A 15,351-nucleotide genomic window follows, 5' to 3' on the forward strand; every position below is an offset into this window, starting at 1 on the left:
TGTAAGCAATAGTGCTTTTTTCGAGTTTAGGCAGACGTAACTTTGGAGGAATTTAACATGTTTGAGATTATGGACAGGGACTCACAAGAGGCCGTGATCAAAGTGATAGGCGTGGGTGGTTGCGGTGGTAATGCCGTGGCACACATGATTGCCAAGGAAGTTGGCGGCGTGGAATTCATTTGCGCGAATACCGACATGCAGGCCTTGAAAAAGAGCCAGGCCAAGACGGTATTGCAAATTGGTACTGACATCACCAAGGGCCTGGGCGCTGGTGCCAAGCCAGAAATCGGTCGCGAAGCTGCGCTGGAAGACCGTGACCGTATTGCCGAAATTATTGACGGCGCGGACATGCTGTTCATCACTGCTGGTATGGGTGGTGGTACCGGTACTGGTGCTGCCCCTATCATTGCCGAAGTCGCCAAGGAAATGGGCATCTTGACAGTTGCGGTAGTGACTAAGCCATTCTCTTTTGAAGGGAAACGTACCAAGGTCGCACAGGAAGGACTGGAAGAACTTTCCAAGCACGTCGACTCTCTTATCATTATCCCTAACGAAAAGCTCATGCAGGTGCTGGGCGAGGACGTGCCGTTCCTGGAAGCGTTCCAGGCGGCCAACGATGTGTTGCATAACGCGGTTTCCGGTATTGCCGAAATCATCAATTGCCCTGGCATGGTGAACGTCGACTTTGCCGACGTGCGTACTGTGATGTCCGAGATGGGCATGGCGATGATGGGGTCTGCAACGGCTACCGGCAGCGAGCGTGCGCGTATCGCGGCTGAACAGGCAGTGGCAAGTCCCCTTCTGGAAGACGTGAACCTGGCCAACGCGCGCGGCGTGCTGGTCAACATCACCGCAAGCACTTCCTTCAAGATGAAGGAATACTACGACGTGATGAACACCATCAAGGAGTTCACTGCGGATGATGCGACTGTGATCGTCGGTAATGTATTCGACGAGTCCATTGGCGATGGCTTGCGCGTCACCATGGTGGCAACTGGCTTGAATGGCGCAGTGGCACGCCGCCAGCAGAAGCCCGAGCTGCGCGTGATGACCCAGGTGCGCGACGGTACGACCAACCAGCCTGTCTACATGGGCGGCATGGATGACGAAGGCCCTGCGGTATTCAGCTCCAATGGCCGTCGCGCCCAGGTCGAAGCCATGAAGATGTCAGGCGTGGAGGAATACGATATTCCTGCATTCCTGCGCAAGCAGGCTGATTAAGGCATTGCCTGGGCCCGCAAGGGCCGGTGGGATGCCTGCCCGCTCCGGGCGGGGCAGCGCCACGTGCTATAATATGGCAATTAGATGAATGAGGACTCTCGCGAGAGGGACAGCAGTGCTTAAACAAAGAACGCTGAAAAAAGAAATAAGCGCCACCGGTGTTGGCTTGCATTCCGGCGACAAGGTTACCCTGACCTTGCGGCCGGCAGCGCCCGATACCGGTATCGTATTCCGCAGGGTCGATCTGCCCGAGACTGCGGAGTTCAAGGTGCAGCCTCATCTCGTTACCGACACCAAGTTGTGTTCCGCGCTGGAATGCAACGGTGCGCGGGTTGCCACGATCGAGCACCTGATGTCTGCCCTGGCCGGGTTGGGCATAGACAACATCCATATCGAGCTCAATGCGGGCGAAGTGCCTATCATGGACGGCAGCGCCGGACCTTTTGTCTTCCTTCTGCAACAGGCCGGCATTGTCGAACAGGACGCGATGAAGAAATTCATCCGTATCAAAAAAACCGTCGAGTACCACGAAGGCGACAAATGGGTGCGTTTCGATCCTTATTTCGGCTTCAAGCTCGACTTCACCATTGATTTCGACCATCCTGCCGTGGAGCATACCGGGCAGAAGATCAGCATAGACTTTGCCGACAACTCCTATATCAAGGAAATCAGCCGTGCGCGCACCTTCGGCTTCATGCATGAAGTGGAAGCCTTGCGCTCCATGGGATTGGCTCGGGGCGGCAGCCTGGACAATGCCATCGTGCTGGATGATTATCGCGTATTGAACAGCGACGGATTGCGTTATGACGACGAATTCGTCAAGCACAAGATGCTGGACGCCATCGGCGACCTGTACGTATTGGGGCACCCCTTGATCGGCGCGTTCAGCGCCTACAAGGCGGGCCATTACATGAACAACCAACTGTTGCGGACATTGCTGGCCGACGGCGATGCCTGGGAATACGCTACTTTCGACAAGTTCGAGGAAGCGCCCGGCGCTTTCCAGAATCCCATCGGCCTGCCGCCCGCGTTGCAATACGTCTAAGCCATGCTGGTATTGCGCATCCTGCTGGTGCTGGGCTTGATCTCGGTTGCCGTGTCGCTGGGTGTCTACTTCATCTCCGGCGACAAGCGCTATCTCAAGTTCACTTGGCAGTTGACCAAGTTCACCTTGGTCATGCTCATGGTGGTGGCTCTGGTGATCTCCATGGGCCGCATCATTCTTTACTAGATTCCTCAATTGCAGCGGCCATCTCAGGGGGTGGCTATGCTATGCTTGGTCAAGCGTCATGGTTTGGGTATAACACAATGCAGTTAAGTCAGATGGGCGGCGCGCAGGCAGGCAGTCTGCGGCGTGCAGGCAAAGCCAAATGGTTGGGCAATTGCAGGATGGCTTTGGCTTCAATCCTGCTGGCTGGCGCGTTGGTGCTGGGCAATCAGCCTGTGCATGCCGCCGGCCCCGACGACCTCTTCCTGAGCGCACGCGCCGCCTATAACGCGCGCAACCTCAATGCGCTCACCACCGCTTCGCAAAGCCTGCATGCGCAGCATTATATTCTCGCTCCCTATACCGATTATTGGCGCTTGTTGCTCGACCTGAACCAGGCAAGCAGCCAGTCTGTGCAAAACTTTCTCGAGCAATACAAGGACGCCCCGTTTGCCGATCGCTTGCGCGGCGAGTGGCTGAAGGTGCTGGCAAAGCGCCAGGACTGGAACACGTTTTTTGAAGAGTATCCCAAGTTTCAGCGCGAGGATATGGCAGTCAGCTGCTATGCGGCCGACGGCGGCATCCAGCAAGGGCTGGAGTCCGCCGTCAAGGATGGAAAGGCGCTCTGGATGACGGGCAGCGAGCTGCCTGCGAACTGCGGCGCCGTGTTCGAGCGCTTGCAGAAAGGCGGGGTGTTGCGCGAGGAGGATATCTGGGCGCGAACCCGTTTGCTGCTGCAAGGCTCGAAGATCACCGTCGCCAAAACCGTGTTGCAACGCCTGCCCGACATCGATAAGAACAACCTCAAGCTTTTGGACCGGGTTTACCAAAACCCGCAGCAAGTGCTGGAAAAGCGCCAGATCAGCTTCAAGAGCCGATTGGGCAGGGAGCTCAACCTCTATGCGCTGGAGCGGCTGAGCCGCAGCCAGCCCGCATTGGCACTGGATTTGTGGGAAAAGCTGCATGGCAATTTCGATGCGGCCGACCGCGACTATTTCTGGGGCCGTTTTGCCCTGTATGCCGCACGCAAGCATGACCCGGCCGCGTTGACCTATTTCCAGCGCGCCGGCAGCACCGTATTGGACAAGGACCAGCAGGAATGGAAAGCCAGGGCTGCCATGCGCGCCGGCGACTGGAAGGCATTGCAGGCGGCTATTGCCGCCATGCCGGAATCGCAGCAAGAGGAACAGGTGTGGCAGTACTGGAAGGCCCGTGCGCTCAAGGAGCAGAAGCAGATCGTCGCGGCCAACCTGATACTGGTCAAGCTTGCCAAGGAAAACACCTATTACGGCCTGTTGGCGGAAGAGGAAATAGGGGATGCCCTGGGCGCTACGCCCGATCCTTACAAGGCGAGTGCGAACGAAGTGCGGGCGGTATTGGATCAAGCAGGCGTACAGCGCGCCCTGGCGCTGCGCAGGCTGGAGATGCGTTGGGAGTCGCGCGAGGAGTGGCGGTTTGCCAGCCGCGACTTCGATGACAAGCAGCTGATCGCCGCTGCCGAAGTGGCGTTCCGCGAAGGCTGGTACGACATCGCCATCAGCACGGCCGACCGCACCAAGCTATTGCATGATTTCGCCCTGCGCTACCCCACGCCCTATCGCGATCTGATGCAGGGGTATGCCGCGGATAATGCCTTGGACGAGGCCTGGGTATACGGCCTGATCCGCCAGGAAAGCCGCTTTGTCAGCTGGGCCAAGTCCGTGGTCGGCGCATCCGGCCTGATGCAGGTAATGCCCGAAACCGCCAAGTGGATCGCCAAGCGCATGGGCATGGGGGACTACAAGCCTGCCATGATCAACCAGCTCGACACGAACCTGAAGTTCGGGACCCATTACTTGCGCTATACCATGGACAAGATGGACCAGCAGCCGTTGATGGCGACCGCAGCTTATAATGCAGGGCCGGGAAGGCCCAAGCGCTGGGCATCGGACAAGCCGCTGGAAGGCGCGGTGTATGCGGAAACCATTCCTTTCAGCGAAACGCGGGATTACGTCAAGAAGGTGCTGGGCAACTCCGTCTATTACTCGCAGCAGCTGGGCACCAAGCCCCAGACGCTGAAACAGCGGCTGGGGACTGTGCCGGGGATAGGCGAGCCCGTCAACCCGGAACAAGATTAGCAAAGCACTCAACATAGGCAAGCAAAGGGACATGAAGTAATGCAACGTATCAGGCAAGTATGTGTGATTGGTGGCTCTGGTTTCGTGGGCAGTGCGGTCGTGCACAAGCTCAGCGTCGCCGGGTATGACGTCAAGGTATTGACCCGCAGACGCGAAAGCAGCAAGCATCTCATCCTGTTGCCCAACGTGCAGGTCGTCGAATGCGATATCTTCAATGACACGGCGCTCTCCGGGCACTTGCACGCGCAGGATGCCGTAATCAACCTGGTCGGCATCCTGCATGAATCCTCGCAAGCCGGTTTCGACAAGCTGCATGCCGAGTTGCCGGCGCGCATCGTCGACATCTGTTGCAAACAAGGCGTGAAGCGCCTATTGCACATGAGCGCGCTCCAGGCCGACGCCGATGCCAAGAGCGCCTATCTGCGCTCGAAGGCGGCTGGCGAGGCCACTGTGCTGGCGCGAGCCCGCGAGGTCGATGTGACGGTATTCCGCCCCTCCGTCATCTTCGGCCGCGGCGACCAGTTCCTCAACCTGTTCGCCAACGTGGTCAAGATATTGCCGGTGGTGGCCGTCGCCAAGCCCAATGCACGCTTCCAGCCGATCTGGGTGGAAGACGTCGCCCATGTCTTCGTCGCCGCCCTGGAGAATGTCAGCACCTATGGCCGCAGCATCGACCTAGGCGGCCCCCAAGTCTACACCTTGCAGCAGTTGATCGAGTTCGTGGCGTTCCTGCTGGGCAAGAAACGCCGGATTGTCCCGCTCAACGACAAGCTCTCCTATTACCAGGCCTATGTCATGGAAAAGCTGCCGGTGAAGCTCATGACGCGCGACAACCTGTTCAGCATGGAGGTGGATAGCGTGTGCGCAGCACCGGTGAGAGAACTGTTTGGCGTCCCGACCACGGCACTGGAGGCGGTGGCGCCGGAATACCTCGTCGGCGATACCCCGCGCAGCGCCTATGACCGTTTCCGCAGCCTGGCCGGGCGTACGTTCAGCAAGCGGTAAACTCATGCGCACCTATACGGTTGGCGGCGCTGTTCGGGACAGGCTTCTGGGCCTGCCGGTCAAGGACCGCGACCACGTCGTGGTAGGCAGCACGCCAGAAGCCATGGTGCAACTGGGCTACAGGCCGGTAGGTAAGGATTTCCCCGTATTTCTGCATCCCGAGACGCATGAGGAATATGCCCTGGCACGCACCGAGCGCAAGACCGGCAAAGGCTACAAGGGATTCCAGGTGTATGCCGACCCGGAAGTCACGCTGGAACAGGACTTGGCGCGACGCGACCTCACCATCAACGCGATTGCCGAGGACGAGCATGGGCAATTGATCGATCCCTACCATGGCGTAGCCGACCTCGATGCCAAGCTATTGCGCCATGTCAGCCCGGCCTTTAGCGAAGACCCGGTGCGTATCCTGCGCGCCGCGCGCTTTGCGGCGAGGTTCACCGAATTCACCGTGGCGGAAGAAACCATGACGCTGATGCGCGACATGGTGGAGGATGGCGAAGTCGATGCCTTGGTGCCGGAGCGCGTATGGCAGGAACTGGCCAAGGGCCTCATGGAACAGCAGCCCAGCCGCATGTTCGAGGTGCTGCGGGCCTGCGGCGCCCTCAAACGGTTGCTGCCCGAGGTGGACAGGCTGTTCGGCGTGCCGCAGACGGCTAAATATCATCCCGAAGTCGATACCGGCGTCCATGTCATGCTGGTGATCGACTATGCCGCCCGTGCAGGCTTCAGCCTGCCGGTGCGTTTTGCGGCATTGACGCACGATCTCGGCAAGGGCACGACGCCTGCCGATATCCTGCCCCGGCACATCGGCCACGAAGAGCGTAGCGTGGAATTATTGCAGTCTTTGGTAAAACGCCTGCGCGTACCGAACGACTGCAAGGAACTGGCGCTGGTGGTGGCGAAATTCCACGGCAAGGTGCACCAGGTCGGCGAGATGAAGGCTGCTACTGTATTGCGTTTTTTGCAGGAAACGGATGCTCTGCGCCAGCCTGGTCGTTTCAGGGATTTTTTGCGTGCCTGCGAGGCCGATGCCCGGGGGCGCACGGGTTTCGAAGATCAGCCTCTGCCGCAGTTTCAGCTATTGCTGGATATCCTGGATATGGTCATTGCCGTGGATGTGGGCGAGGTGGCCAAGCAGCAGGTCAATCCTGCTGCCATCAGGGATGCGGTGTTTAATGCCCGCGTCGCGGCCATGGAGGCGGCATTCAATTTTCCATTGGCTTGGGCATCATGATTAGAATGGATGCAAAGAAAAAGCCTCGCAACTGCGAGGCTTTTTCTTTGGTGTAAATGACTGTAATTACTCTTCCAGCCCGTATAGCAATGTCAGTTGCTGCTGCACATATTCCATCGGCTTGCGTTTGAAGCCGCTCTTGGCGAACTGATGCCAGCGGCCGATCACGAAGCACAGCAGCAGGTTGGCCTGGGATTCTGGGTCGAACTTGCGGCCGGTCTGGGTTTCGGCAATGCGCAGGCTTTGCTTCAGGGTGGACTCGATGCGGTCGAACAGTTGGTTGATGCGGATCTGCAGGGCAGGGTCCTCGTTGACCAGCGCATCGCCGATCAGTACGCGGGTCATGCCATGGTTCTTTTCCGCGAACAGCAGCAGGATGGTGACGATGCGGCGTGCCTGGCGCAGGCCTTCCTCTTCTTCCGAGGTGATCTTGTTGATGAGGCCGAACAGCGTTTGCTCGATGAACTCGATGAGGCCGTCGAACATGCGAGCCTTGCTAGGAAAGTGGCGGTAGAGCGCTGCTTCGCTGACTTCCAGCTTGGCCGCGAGGGAAGCCGTAGTGATTTTTTCGCGTTTGGGCGATTCCAGCATTTTTGCTAGGGTTTCCAGGATTTGCTGCTTGCGTTCTCCGGGTTTCAAAGCCATTTCTTTACCTCTTGATCCAGGCAGAAAGCCAGGCCGGAACCTTATGTCCCCGGCTGCTGGCGATGTTCTGCATTGTTGTATGTTTTATAAATCCAAGTGTGCGGAAGCTCCAGCACGCTGGAAATCCTGGCATCGACATAACTGGCGCGCCTAGGCCTGGCAGAAACATGGATAGTCTTCATGCCCAGGCGCTTTGCCGTCATCAATGCCGGTAGGCTATCCTCCAGCAGGATGCAGTTGCCCGCGCTGACCTTGAGCGCCTGCAACAAGTGCCGGAAGCCGCGCATCGCGGGTTTAGGGTGGAAGCCAGAGGATTCTACGCTGAACACCTGATCGAACAAGCCGTCGATAGAGAGTAATTTTAACACTCTTTCGGCATAACTCATCGGCGCGTTAGTGAATACTACCTTACGGCCGGAGAGTTGCTGCAAGGTGTGCCGCAATCTTTTGACCGAGCGGACCATCTTGGGCAGGTCGTCAAGCTGGTGGGTAGTTTGGAGGAAATGATGAGGGTGCACACGATGATGGCGCATCAGGCCTTTGAGAGTGGCGCCGTAGATGCGCCAGTAATGCTGGCGCAACAGGCAGGCAGCTTCCTCTTCCAAATTGAGCTCGCTCATGATGTAGCGCGTCATCTCGATGTGCAGATGCGGAAAGATTTCCGCATCTGCATCATGCAAGGTATTGTCGAGGTCGAAGATCCAGACCTTGTGCGGCATGGGTTCGGGCTGGAGTATACGCTTACTTGGCGGTGATGAGGGTGCCCACGCCGGCGTCGGTCAGGACTTCCAGCAGCAAGGCATGCTCGACGCGGCCGTCGATGATATGCACGGACTTGACTCCGCTGCGCGCAGCGTCCAGCGCCGAGCTGATCTTGGGCAGCATGCCGCCTGACAGCGTGCCATCGGCGACCAGGTCGTCGATCTGCTTCGGCGTCAGGCCGGTGAGCAGGTTGCCCGTCTTGTCGAGTACGCCCGGGGTATTGGTGAGCAGAATCAATTTCTCGGCACCGAGGATTTCCGCCAGCTTGCCTGCCACCACGTCGGCGTTGATATTGTAGGTCTGTCCATCTTCGCCTACGCCGATAGGCGCGATGACGGGAATGAAGTCGCCGCTGTCCAGGAACTGGATCAGGCTGGGGTCGATGCCGCTGATCTCGCCCACCTGGCCGATGTCGATCATGTTGGCCGGATTTTGAAGGTCCTGCACCAGCAGCTTGCGGGCATGAATGAAATTGCCGTCCTGGCCGGTCAGGCCGACCGCCTTGCCGCCGTTGCGGTTGATCAGGTTGACGATTTCCTTGTTGACCTGGCCGCCCAGCACCATTTCCACGATGTCCATGGTTTCTTCGTCGGTGACTCGCATGCCCTGAATGAATTCGCCCTTCTTGCCCAGCTTGTCCAGCAATTCGTTAATCTGCGGGCCGCCGCCGTGCACTACCACCGGGTTCATGCCGACCAGTTTGAGCAGTACGACATCGCTGGCGAAGCACTCCTTGAGGTGGGGGTCGGTCATGGCGTTGCCGCCGTACTTGATGACGATGGTCTTGTCGAAAAAGCGCTTGATATAGGGCAAGGCTTCGGCGAGGGTTTGGGCTTTCTGGGCGGCGGTGGTTTGGTTGAGCATCGACTCTCTCTGAAAATGCGAGTGAATGAATATGCGGCTATTTTAACTGGTTTAACATGAAAATCACGCGACAGCTCGCTAAAACTCCTGAGAGCCTGTTCACGATCTTTTCATAGGACGCGTTGTCCCGGCAGGGTAGGCTGCAAGACGCAGCCGTGCTCATTGCCCTGCGAGGATTTGCAATGCGGCAGTGGCTGCGCTGCCGGGGCAACCCGAAGGGCATGGCACCAACACGCGCCCGCTCTGTGTTGCAGTCCTTGGCAAGGCAATGAGCATTACCTGCGGACTGCGCCTTGACCGGACGCATGTTGGCGCCATGCGCGCCCTATGAAAAGATCGTGAACAGGCTCTTACAAAGCATGGACGGCAGAGGTACACTGAGCTTGATAGCAATACCCTCCTGGCATCCGTCAACAATCAGAACAGGGAAATGCATGCCAAGCGATATTGAAATTGCCCAGCAGGCAAAACTCCGGAAGATCAGCGAGATTGCCGCCGGGCTCGGCCTGAGCGAAGACTCCATCACGCTTTACGGACAATACAAGGCCAAGATAGACCTCAATGCCAACCCGCATCTGCAAGCGAGGCCAGACGGCAAGCTGATCCTGGTGACGGCGATCAGCCCGAGCCCGGCGGGAGAGGGCAAGACCACGACCACGGTCGGCCTCGGCGACGCCTTGCAGCGTCTGGGCAAGCGCGCCGTCATCTGCCTGCGTGAACCTTCCATGGGGCCGGTATTCGGCATGAAGGGCGGCGCTGCCGGCGGCGGCTATGCACAGGTCGTGCCGATGGAGGATATCAACCTGCACTTCACCGGCGATTTTGCCGCCATCGCGTTAGCGCATAACCTGCTTGCCGCCATGATCGACAACCACATCCATCACGGCAACGCCTTGCAGATCGACCCGCGCCAGGTCACGTGGAAACGGGTCGTCGATATGAACGACCGGGCCTTGCGCCAGGTCGTGGTCGGGCTGGGCGGCAAGGTCAACGGCCAGCCGCGCGAGGACGGTTTCGATATCGTCGTGGCTTCGGAAGTGATGGCCGTGTTTTGCCTGGCGGGTTCCCTCAAGGATCTGCGTACACGCCTGGGCAATATCGTGGTCGGATATACATTCGCAGGCAAGCCGGTAACGGCGCAGGACCTCAAGGCGCATGGAGCGATGGCCGCGTTGCTCAAGGATGCGATCAAGCCCAACCTGGTGCAGACGTTGGAGCATACGCCCGCGCTGGTGCACGGAGGGCCGTTTGCCAATATCGCCCATGGCTGCAATTCGGTCATCGCCACGAGGACGGCGCTCAAGCTTGGTGAAATCGTCGTGACCGAGGCCGGGTTCGGCGCCGACCTGGGCGCCGAGAAGTTCGTCGATATCAAATGCCGCAAGGCCGGCCTTAAGCCGGATGTCTGCGTTATCGTGGCAACCGTCAGGGCGCTCAAGTACCACGGCGGCATGGATGTTCCTGAGTTGGCAAAGGAAGATCTTGGCGCGCTGGAGCGCGGCATTGCCAACCTGGAAAAACATGTGGAAAACGTCACGCAGCATTACGGCTTGCCTTCCGTGGTGGCGGTGAACCGCTTCGACCACGATACTGCGGCGGAGCTGGACCTGTTGGTCGAACGCATGGCCAGGCTGGGCGTCAAGGTGGTGCTGGCTGAGCATTGGGCAAAAGGCGGTGCCGGGGCGGCGGCGCTCGCGAATGCGGTGGTTGAGCTGATGGATGGCAGCGATATGCCAGGCATGCATTTCGTTTATCAGGACGAGGACAGGCTCTGGGACAAGTTAGGCAAGGTGGCGCGCAATATCTACGGTGCTGTCGAGGTGCATGCGCCCCGCCGCGTGCGTGCCATGATCGACAAGTTGCAGGACGAGGGCTACGGGCATTATCCGATCTGTATTGCCAAGACCCAGTATTCGTTTTCCACCGACGCTTCCCAGCGCGGCCTGCCGCACGAGCATATTTTGACGGTTCGGGCTGTACGGCTATGTGCCGGGGCAGAGTTTGTCGTGATGATTTGCGATGACATCATGACCATGCCCGGCCTGCCTGCCGTGCCCAGCGCCACGCGTATTGATATCGACGAAGACGGGCGGGTGATCGGCTTGGATTGACGCAATGTGGAATGCGGGCCGGAAAAGAAAAACGGCAACCTCCCTTAACTACAGAGAGGTTGCCGCACCGGGGTAGATGGTGAGGTAGCCAGCGTGAATCAGGCCTTCTTACGGCGGGCTGCGAAGCCGACCAATGCCAAGCCACCGAGCATCAAGGCATAAGCAGAAGGCTCGGGTACCGCGGCAGCAATCTGGTCTACCTGGAATGCCACAACGCTGCTGTGCAGGTGGACCAGGAATGAAATTTCATAAGAGGTGATTGGAGCGCTGATGCTGCTGAAGTCCCAGGTGAAGTAGCCTACTGCGCCTTCAGCGACTGGGTTTTCAGGATCCCAAAAAGGAGAGTTCTCATCGACTGGTGCATCGGACAGGGTGAAACTGCTTGCTGCCAGCAATTGATTGCCGCCATTGTAGCTCAGGTATACATCGGAAATCGCTGCGGCAAGGCCGCTTTGGCCGCCGAGAGATTGATTGCCGCCTGGGAATACTTCGCTCTGGAATACAATGGAGCCGATGTCGGAAATCAGCGTGTTATCGGTGATGCTGAACAGGGAATAGTCTGTGCCAGTCCATTGGTACAAACCAAGGGAGGCGGGATATGCATTACCGTATGTACGTGTTAATACAGCATCGCCGGCTGGCGCGTTGCTTACAACGCCATCAACAAGCGCTTGTTGTCCAGCTGTACCGCTGCCCAGGCGGGAAGCGATAAGTTGGTTGAAGCCATCAGTCGCCAGTGAGTCTTCAACATCGGAAAAGTATTGGCTGGTAGAAGTTGCTGCCTGAGCGACGGATGCGGCTGCCAGCAAGCTTAAAGCAAGGATACTTTGAGTGTAAGCAATTTTCATTTATTTCCCCTTGAATCTGTTTATGGGCCTGAGCACTATGAGCGTGACCGGCACTAAGTATCAATTAATAGGAATCAGTATTATTTCCATAATCGACAATTAATAGTAATTATTCTCATTTGAAAGGTCAATACTTTATTTTCCATTCCGGGAAAATGATTGGCTCAAATATGCTTGATGAACACCTTGGAGCGGCGTTGCAGGTTGTACAGCTTCTGCTTTTCGCCCGGTAATTGCTCTACGCCGATTTCGATAAAGCCCCGTTCGAGGAACCAGTGCTCGGTGCGCGTGGTGAGGACAAAGATGGATTGCAGGCGGAGCTCGCGGGCCTGTTCTTCGCAATAGCTGAGCAGGCGGTCGCCGCGTCCGCCGCGGCGGAACGAGGAGTGGATGGCCATGCAGGCGAGCTCAGCGGTTTTGGTGCCGGGAAACGGATAGAGCGCTGCGCAGCCGATGATCTTGCCGTCGTGCTCCATGACGTGGAAATGGCTGATTTCCATTTCCAGGCGTTCCCGCCCGCGCCTGACCAGGATTCCTTCGTTCTCCAGCGGCTCGATCAGTTGCAAGATGCCGCCCACGTCGCCAATGTCCGCGGGGCGCATGGCTTCCAGCGGGTCTTCCGTGACCATGGTGCCTATGCCGTCATGCGTGAAGAGTTCCTGCAGGATCGCCCCGTCCACATGGCGGCTGATCAGGTGCGTGCGCGCCACGCCTTGTCCGCAGGCACGGACCGCGGCCGGGAGGTAATAGAATTCATCTTCGGTGATCTGCTGGGCGACATTGTCGCCGATATGGCGCAACAGGTTCCTGGCCTTATCGGTAGTCATTTCCCGCAGCAATTCCCCGCGGATGTTGTGCACCCCGCTGGAATCCATGAGGAAAATCAGCTTGTCGGCATCCAGCGCAATAGCGGCGCTGGTGGCGACATCCTCAAGCGTCAGGTTGAACACCTCTCCTGTGGGCGAATAGCCCAGGGGTGAAAGCAGCACCAGCTCTCCGTCGTCCAGGCGCTTCTGGATGCCGATCGCATCGACCTTGCGGACCTCGCCGGTATGCTGCAGGTCTATGCCTTCGCGCACCCCCAACGGCTTGGCGGTGACGAAGTTGCCGCTCGCGACCCGGATGTCAGCGCCTGCCATCGGAGAGTTGATCAAGCCCATGGACAGCAGGGACTCGATCTCGACGCGGACTGCGCCATTGGCTTCCTTCACCGCCTCCATGGCCTCGTCATCCGTGACGCGCAGGCCGTTGACCAGCTTGGTCTGCAGCTTGGCGCGCCGGAGGCGGCTCTCGATTTGCGGGCGCGCGCCGTGCACCAGCACCAGCCGCACTTCCAGGCTGGCAAGCAGGTTGAGGTCGTGCGAGAGGGCGACGAACTGGCCGTCGTCCACGACCTCGCCGCCGAAAGCGATGACGAAAGTGCGCCCGCCGAAAGCGTGGATATAAGGGGCGGCGGCGCGGAACCAGCGCACGAACTCTTGTGGCTGGTGCAGCGTCAGGCGGGACGTGTTGGTGCTGTTGCCGCTTTCCGCGTCGCTTTGCGCATAAAGGTGGGCGGCGGTGCAATCCAGCGCGGTGCAGAGCTTGCGCAGCATGGCCTCGGAGACGCCCTGCGCCCCGCGTTCGATGCGCGAAAGGTTGCCGCTATTGGCGTTGACCTTGCGCGCAAGCTCCTGCAGCGTCATGTTGAGTGCCTTGCGGCGTTTGCGGATTGCGCTGCCTAAAGCCATTGGAATCAGTCCTGATTTTGCGTTTGAGGCATATTTTTATAGCAAAAGGCCTTTTAATGCAATTTTGATCTGCATCATCGGGTGAAATCTCCCCACAGCGCCTGCATGCTGGCAATGGCGGCCAATGCGGCGGTTTCCGTGCGCAGAATGCGCGGCCCCATGCGCACAAGGGCGAAGCCATGCTGGGCGGCGAGCCCGATTTCGTGCTCGGTCAGGCCGCCTTCGGGGCCGATCAGCAGGCAAATGTTGGTTCCGGGCGGGCTGGTTTGCGCGAGCGCGGCCGGGGCATCTGGGGCCAGGGTGATATATGCGTCTGCCTCCGGCTTTTGCGCCAGCCATTCGGGCAGGCCGATGGGGGAGGCCACGCTGGGTATGTAGGCACGCCCTGATTGCTCGCAGGCGGAGACCGCCACATTCTGCCAATGCTCGCGGCGCTTCTCGGCGCGATCGCCTACGAGCTTGACGATGCTGCGCTGGCTGGCGATCGGCTGGATGAATGACACGCCCATTTCCACCGCTTTCTGTATCGTGAAATCCATGCGGTCTCCGGAAGAGATCGCCTGCGCAAGCGTGATCTTCAAGGGGGACTCCGTCTGGCATGGCTGCGCTTCTAATATATCGACCCGCACCTCCTGCTTGCGGATGGAGGTTATTTTGCCCAGGTAGTTCTGCCCGTCGCCATTGAACAGGATTGCTTCATCTCCCGCTTGCATGCGCAGGGCCTTGCTGGCATGGATAGCCGCGTTGTCTGGCAATGCCGTCTCGCTGCCAGGGGTAAGCGCTCCAGGGTGGTAAAAGCGAGGAATTGTCATGACGTGGTGGTAGTATTGAAAGTGAATAATTCTAATTGAAGGAGTAGGCATTATGGCAAGTCTGAACCCGCCAGTGTGTGATTTTGGCTGGAAAGCGCCTGATTTCAACCTGCCTGGCGTGGATGGCAGGCATTGGTCGTTGGCCGAGGCCAAGGGGGTCAACGGCACGCTGGTGATGTTCATCTGCAATCATTGCCCGTATGTGCAGGCCATCAGGGAACGGCTGGTGGCGGATGCGCGCGCGTTGCGCGAGCTGGGCATCAATACCGTCGCGATTTCCTCCAATGACGCAGCGGCATATCCCGAGGACTCTTTCGAGAAAATGGCGGAGGTCGCCCGCCAGTTTCATTTCCCCTTTCCCTACCTCTTCGATGAAAGCCAGGAAGTCGCCAAGGCGTATGGCGCGGTGTGTACGCCGGACTTCTTCGGCTTCAATGCGCATCTTGAGCTGCAATACCGCGGGCGCTTCGACAACCAGGGGCGAGTGATGACGCCAGTGGAGAACCCGACCCGTGATCTTTTCGACGCCATGCGGCATGTCGCCGAGACAGGGCGCGGCCCGGTCGAGCAAGTGCCGTCGATCGGATGCTCCATCAAGTGGCGGGAGCCTGTCTAATTGGTCTGCTAGGGAAATGAGGCGTTACTTCAGATATCAGCATTGGCATCAACATTCATCGTTGGTATTGCTGAAACCGCTCATCTAAGGAATAATTATGGGCTAAATACCTCTTCGGAACTGTGGCTTGCAACAGTTTCCGCATTCCGTCGATTCAAAGGGGTTTTCAAGAATTT

At 58.4% G+C, this 15,351-nt stretch carries 14 protein-coding genes; 8 read left to right on the forward strand and 6 right to left on the reverse strand.

Going from position 1 to position 15,351, the window contains the following annotated elements:
- The first annotated feature begins 57 nt into the window (after positions 1 to 57).
- The 6 genes from ftsZ to ACKF11_RS11900 all read left to right on the forward strand — a co-directional run bounded on the left by ftsZ (position 58) and on the right by ACKF11_RS11900 (position 6,787).
- Complete coding sequence (ftsZ, locus tag ACKF11_RS11875; RefSeq protein ID WP_309566234.1) at positions 58 to 1,221, forward strand: cell division protein FtsZ; 1,164 nt, start codon at positions 58 to 60, stop codon at positions 1,219 to 1,221.
- 115 nt (positions 1,222 to 1,336) lie between these two features.
- The gene (gene lpxC / locus ACKF11_RS11880) at positions 1,337 to 2,266 is read left to right on the forward strand and encodes a UDP-3-O-acyl-N-acetylglucosamine deacetylase (RefSeq protein ID WP_309566235.1); all 930 of its coding nucleotides are present in this window, start codon (positions 1,337 to 1,339) and stop codon (positions 2,264 to 2,266) included.
- A 3-nt stretch (positions 2,267 to 2,269) separates the two neighbouring features.
- Positions 2,270 to 2,452, forward strand: coding sequence for a hypothetical protein (locus ACKF11_RS11885; protein ID WP_407993082.1), 183 nt, complete (start codon positions 2,270 to 2,272; stop codon positions 2,450 to 2,452).
- A gap of 77 nt (positions 2,453 to 2,529) precedes the next feature.
- Positions 2,530 to 4,545 (forward strand): transglycosylase SLT domain-containing protein, encoded by a 2,016-nt coding sequence (locus ACKF11_RS11890; RefSeq protein ID WP_407997219.1) that lies wholly within the window; start codon positions 2,530 to 2,532, stop codon positions 4,543 to 4,545.
- A 39-nt stretch (positions 4,546 to 4,584) separates the two neighbouring features.
- Positions 4,585 to 5,550, forward strand: coding sequence for a complex I NDUFA9 subunit family protein (locus ACKF11_RS11895; RefSeq protein ID WP_407997220.1), 966 nt, complete (start codon positions 4,585 to 4,587; stop codon positions 5,548 to 5,550).
- Positions 5,551 to 5,554: 4 nt separating this feature from the next.
- Complete coding sequence (locus ACKF11_RS11900) at positions 5,555 to 6,787, forward strand: multifunctional CCA addition/repair protein (RefSeq protein ID WP_407997324.1); 1,233 nt, start codon at positions 5,555 to 5,557, stop codon at positions 6,785 to 6,787.
- Positions 6,788 to 6,853: 66 nt separating this feature from the next.
- On the opposite strand, the gene slmA is transcribed toward ACKF11_RS11900, so the two are convergent.
- Genes slmA through argB form a run of 3 tightly spaced genes read right to left on the reverse strand, consistent with a single transcriptional unit; the run spans position 6,854 to position 9,058 of the window.
- Positions 6,854 to 7,432 carry a nucleoid occlusion factor SlmA gene (gene slmA, locus ACKF11_RS11905; RefSeq protein ID WP_407997221.1) on the reverse strand — a complete coding sequence of 193 codons (579 nt, stop codon included), beginning with the start codon at positions 7,430 to 7,432 and terminating at the stop codon, positions 6,854 to 6,856.
- Between the two features lie 41 nt (positions 7,433 to 7,473).
- Positions 7,474 to 8,151 (reverse strand): pyrimidine 5'-nucleotidase, encoded by a 678-nt coding sequence (locus tag ACKF11_RS11910; RefSeq protein WP_407997222.1) that lies wholly within the window; start codon positions 8,149 to 8,151, stop codon positions 7,474 to 7,476.
- 22 nt (positions 8,152 to 8,173) lie between these two features.
- The gene (gene argB / locus ACKF11_RS11915) at positions 8,174 to 9,058 is read right to left on the reverse strand and encodes an acetylglutamate kinase (RefSeq protein ID WP_407993077.1); all 885 of its coding nucleotides are present in this window, start codon (positions 9,056 to 9,058) and stop codon (positions 8,174 to 8,176) included.
- A 434-nt stretch (positions 9,059 to 9,492) separates the two neighbouring features.
- On the opposite strand from argB, the gene ACKF11_RS11920 reads away from it, so the two are divergent.
- Entirely contained in the window at positions 9,493 to 11,169 is a 1,677-nt protein-coding gene (locus ACKF11_RS11920) for a formate--tetrahydrofolate ligase (protein WP_407997223.1), read from the forward strand.
- A 98-nt stretch (positions 11,170 to 11,267) separates the two neighbouring features.
- On the opposite strand, the gene ACKF11_RS11925 is transcribed toward ACKF11_RS11920, so the two are convergent.
- From ACKF11_RS11925 to ACKF11_RS11935, 3 genes are all read right to left on the reverse strand, one after another.
- Positions 11,268 to 12,017 (reverse strand): PEP-CTERM sorting domain-containing protein, encoded by a 750-nt coding sequence (locus ACKF11_RS11925; RefSeq protein ID WP_407997224.1) that lies wholly within the window; start codon positions 12,015 to 12,017, stop codon positions 11,268 to 11,270.
- Between the two features lie 164 nt (positions 12,018 to 12,181).
- The gene (argA, locus tag ACKF11_RS11930; RefSeq protein WP_309566247.1) at positions 12,182 to 13,747 is read right to left on the reverse strand and encodes an amino-acid N-acetyltransferase; all 1,566 of its coding nucleotides are present in this window, start codon (positions 13,745 to 13,747) and stop codon (positions 12,182 to 12,184) included.
- A 74-nt stretch (positions 13,748 to 13,821) separates the two neighbouring features.
- A complete protein-coding gene (locus ACKF11_RS11935; protein WP_407997225.1) occupies positions 13,822 to 14,559 on the reverse strand; it encodes a 16S rRNA (uracil(1498)-N(3))-methyltransferase in 738 nt (245 codons plus the stop codon).
- 52 nt (positions 14,560 to 14,611) lie between these two features.
- Between ACKF11_RS11935 and ACKF11_RS11940 the strand changes: the two genes are divergently transcribed.
- A complete protein-coding gene (locus tag ACKF11_RS11940) occupies positions 14,612 to 15,175 on the forward strand; it encodes a thioredoxin family protein (protein ID WP_407997226.1) in 564 nt (187 codons plus the stop codon).
- The last annotated feature ends 176 nt before the right edge of the window (positions 15,176 to 15,351 follow it).

This window comes from Methylobacillus draconifructus, assembly GCF_045984385.1.
Taxonomy (GTDB): Bacteria; Pseudomonadota; Gammaproteobacteria; order Burkholderiales; family Methylophilaceae; genus Methylobacillus; species Methylobacillus flagellatus_A.

Excerpts from the sequence above, each read along its gene's own strand:
- ACKF11_RS11940 (WP_407997226.1), top strand. The coding sequence starts at position 14,612 with ATGGCAAGTCTGAACCCGCCAGTGTGTGATTTTGGCTGGAAAGCGCCT.
- argB (WP_407993077.1), bottom strand. The coding sequence starts at position 9,058 with ATGCTCAACCAAACCACCGCCGCCCAGAAAGCCCAAACCCTCGCCGAA.
- ACKF11_RS11925 (WP_407997224.1), bottom strand. The coding sequence starts at position 12,017 with ATGAAAATTGCTTACACTCAAAGTATCCTTGCTTTAAGCTTGCTGGCA.
- ACKF11_RS11920 (WP_407997223.1), top strand. The coding sequence starts at position 9,493 with ATGCCAAGCGATATTGAAATTGCCCAGCAGGCAAAACTCCGGAAGATC.
- argA (WP_309566247.1), bottom strand. The coding sequence starts at position 13,747 with ATGGCTTTAGGCAGCGCAATCCGCAAACGCCGCAAGGCACTCAACATG.
- ftsZ (WP_309566234.1), top strand. The coding sequence starts at position 58 with ATGTTTGAGATTATGGACAGGGACTCACAAGAGGCCGTGATCAAAGTG.
- slmA (WP_407997221.1), bottom strand. The coding sequence starts at position 7,432 with ATGGCTTTGAAACCCGGAGAACGCAAGCAGCAAATCCTGGAAACCCTA.
- ACKF11_RS11890 (WP_407997219.1), top strand. The coding sequence starts at position 2,530 with ATGCAGTTAAGTCAGATGGGCGGCGCGCAGGCAGGCAGTCTGCGGCGT.
- ACKF11_RS11900 (WP_407997324.1), top strand. The coding sequence starts at position 5,555 with ATGCGCACCTATACGGTTGGCGGCGCTGTTCGGGACAGGCTTCTGGGC.
- ACKF11_RS11935 (WP_407997225.1), bottom strand. The coding sequence starts at position 14,559 with ATGACAATTCCTCGCTTTTACCACCCTGGAGCGCTTACCCCTGGCAGC.
- ACKF11_RS11910 (WP_407997222.1), bottom strand. The coding sequence starts at position 8,151 with ATGCCGCACAAGGTCTGGATCTTCGACCTCGACAATACCTTGCATGAT.
- ACKF11_RS11895 (WP_407997220.1), top strand. The coding sequence starts at position 4,585 with ATGCAACGTATCAGGCAAGTATGTGTGATTGGTGGCTCTGGTTTCGTG.
- ACKF11_RS11885 (WP_407993082.1), top strand. The coding sequence starts at position 2,270 with ATGCTGGTATTGCGCATCCTGCTGGTGCTGGGCTTGATCTCGGTTGCC.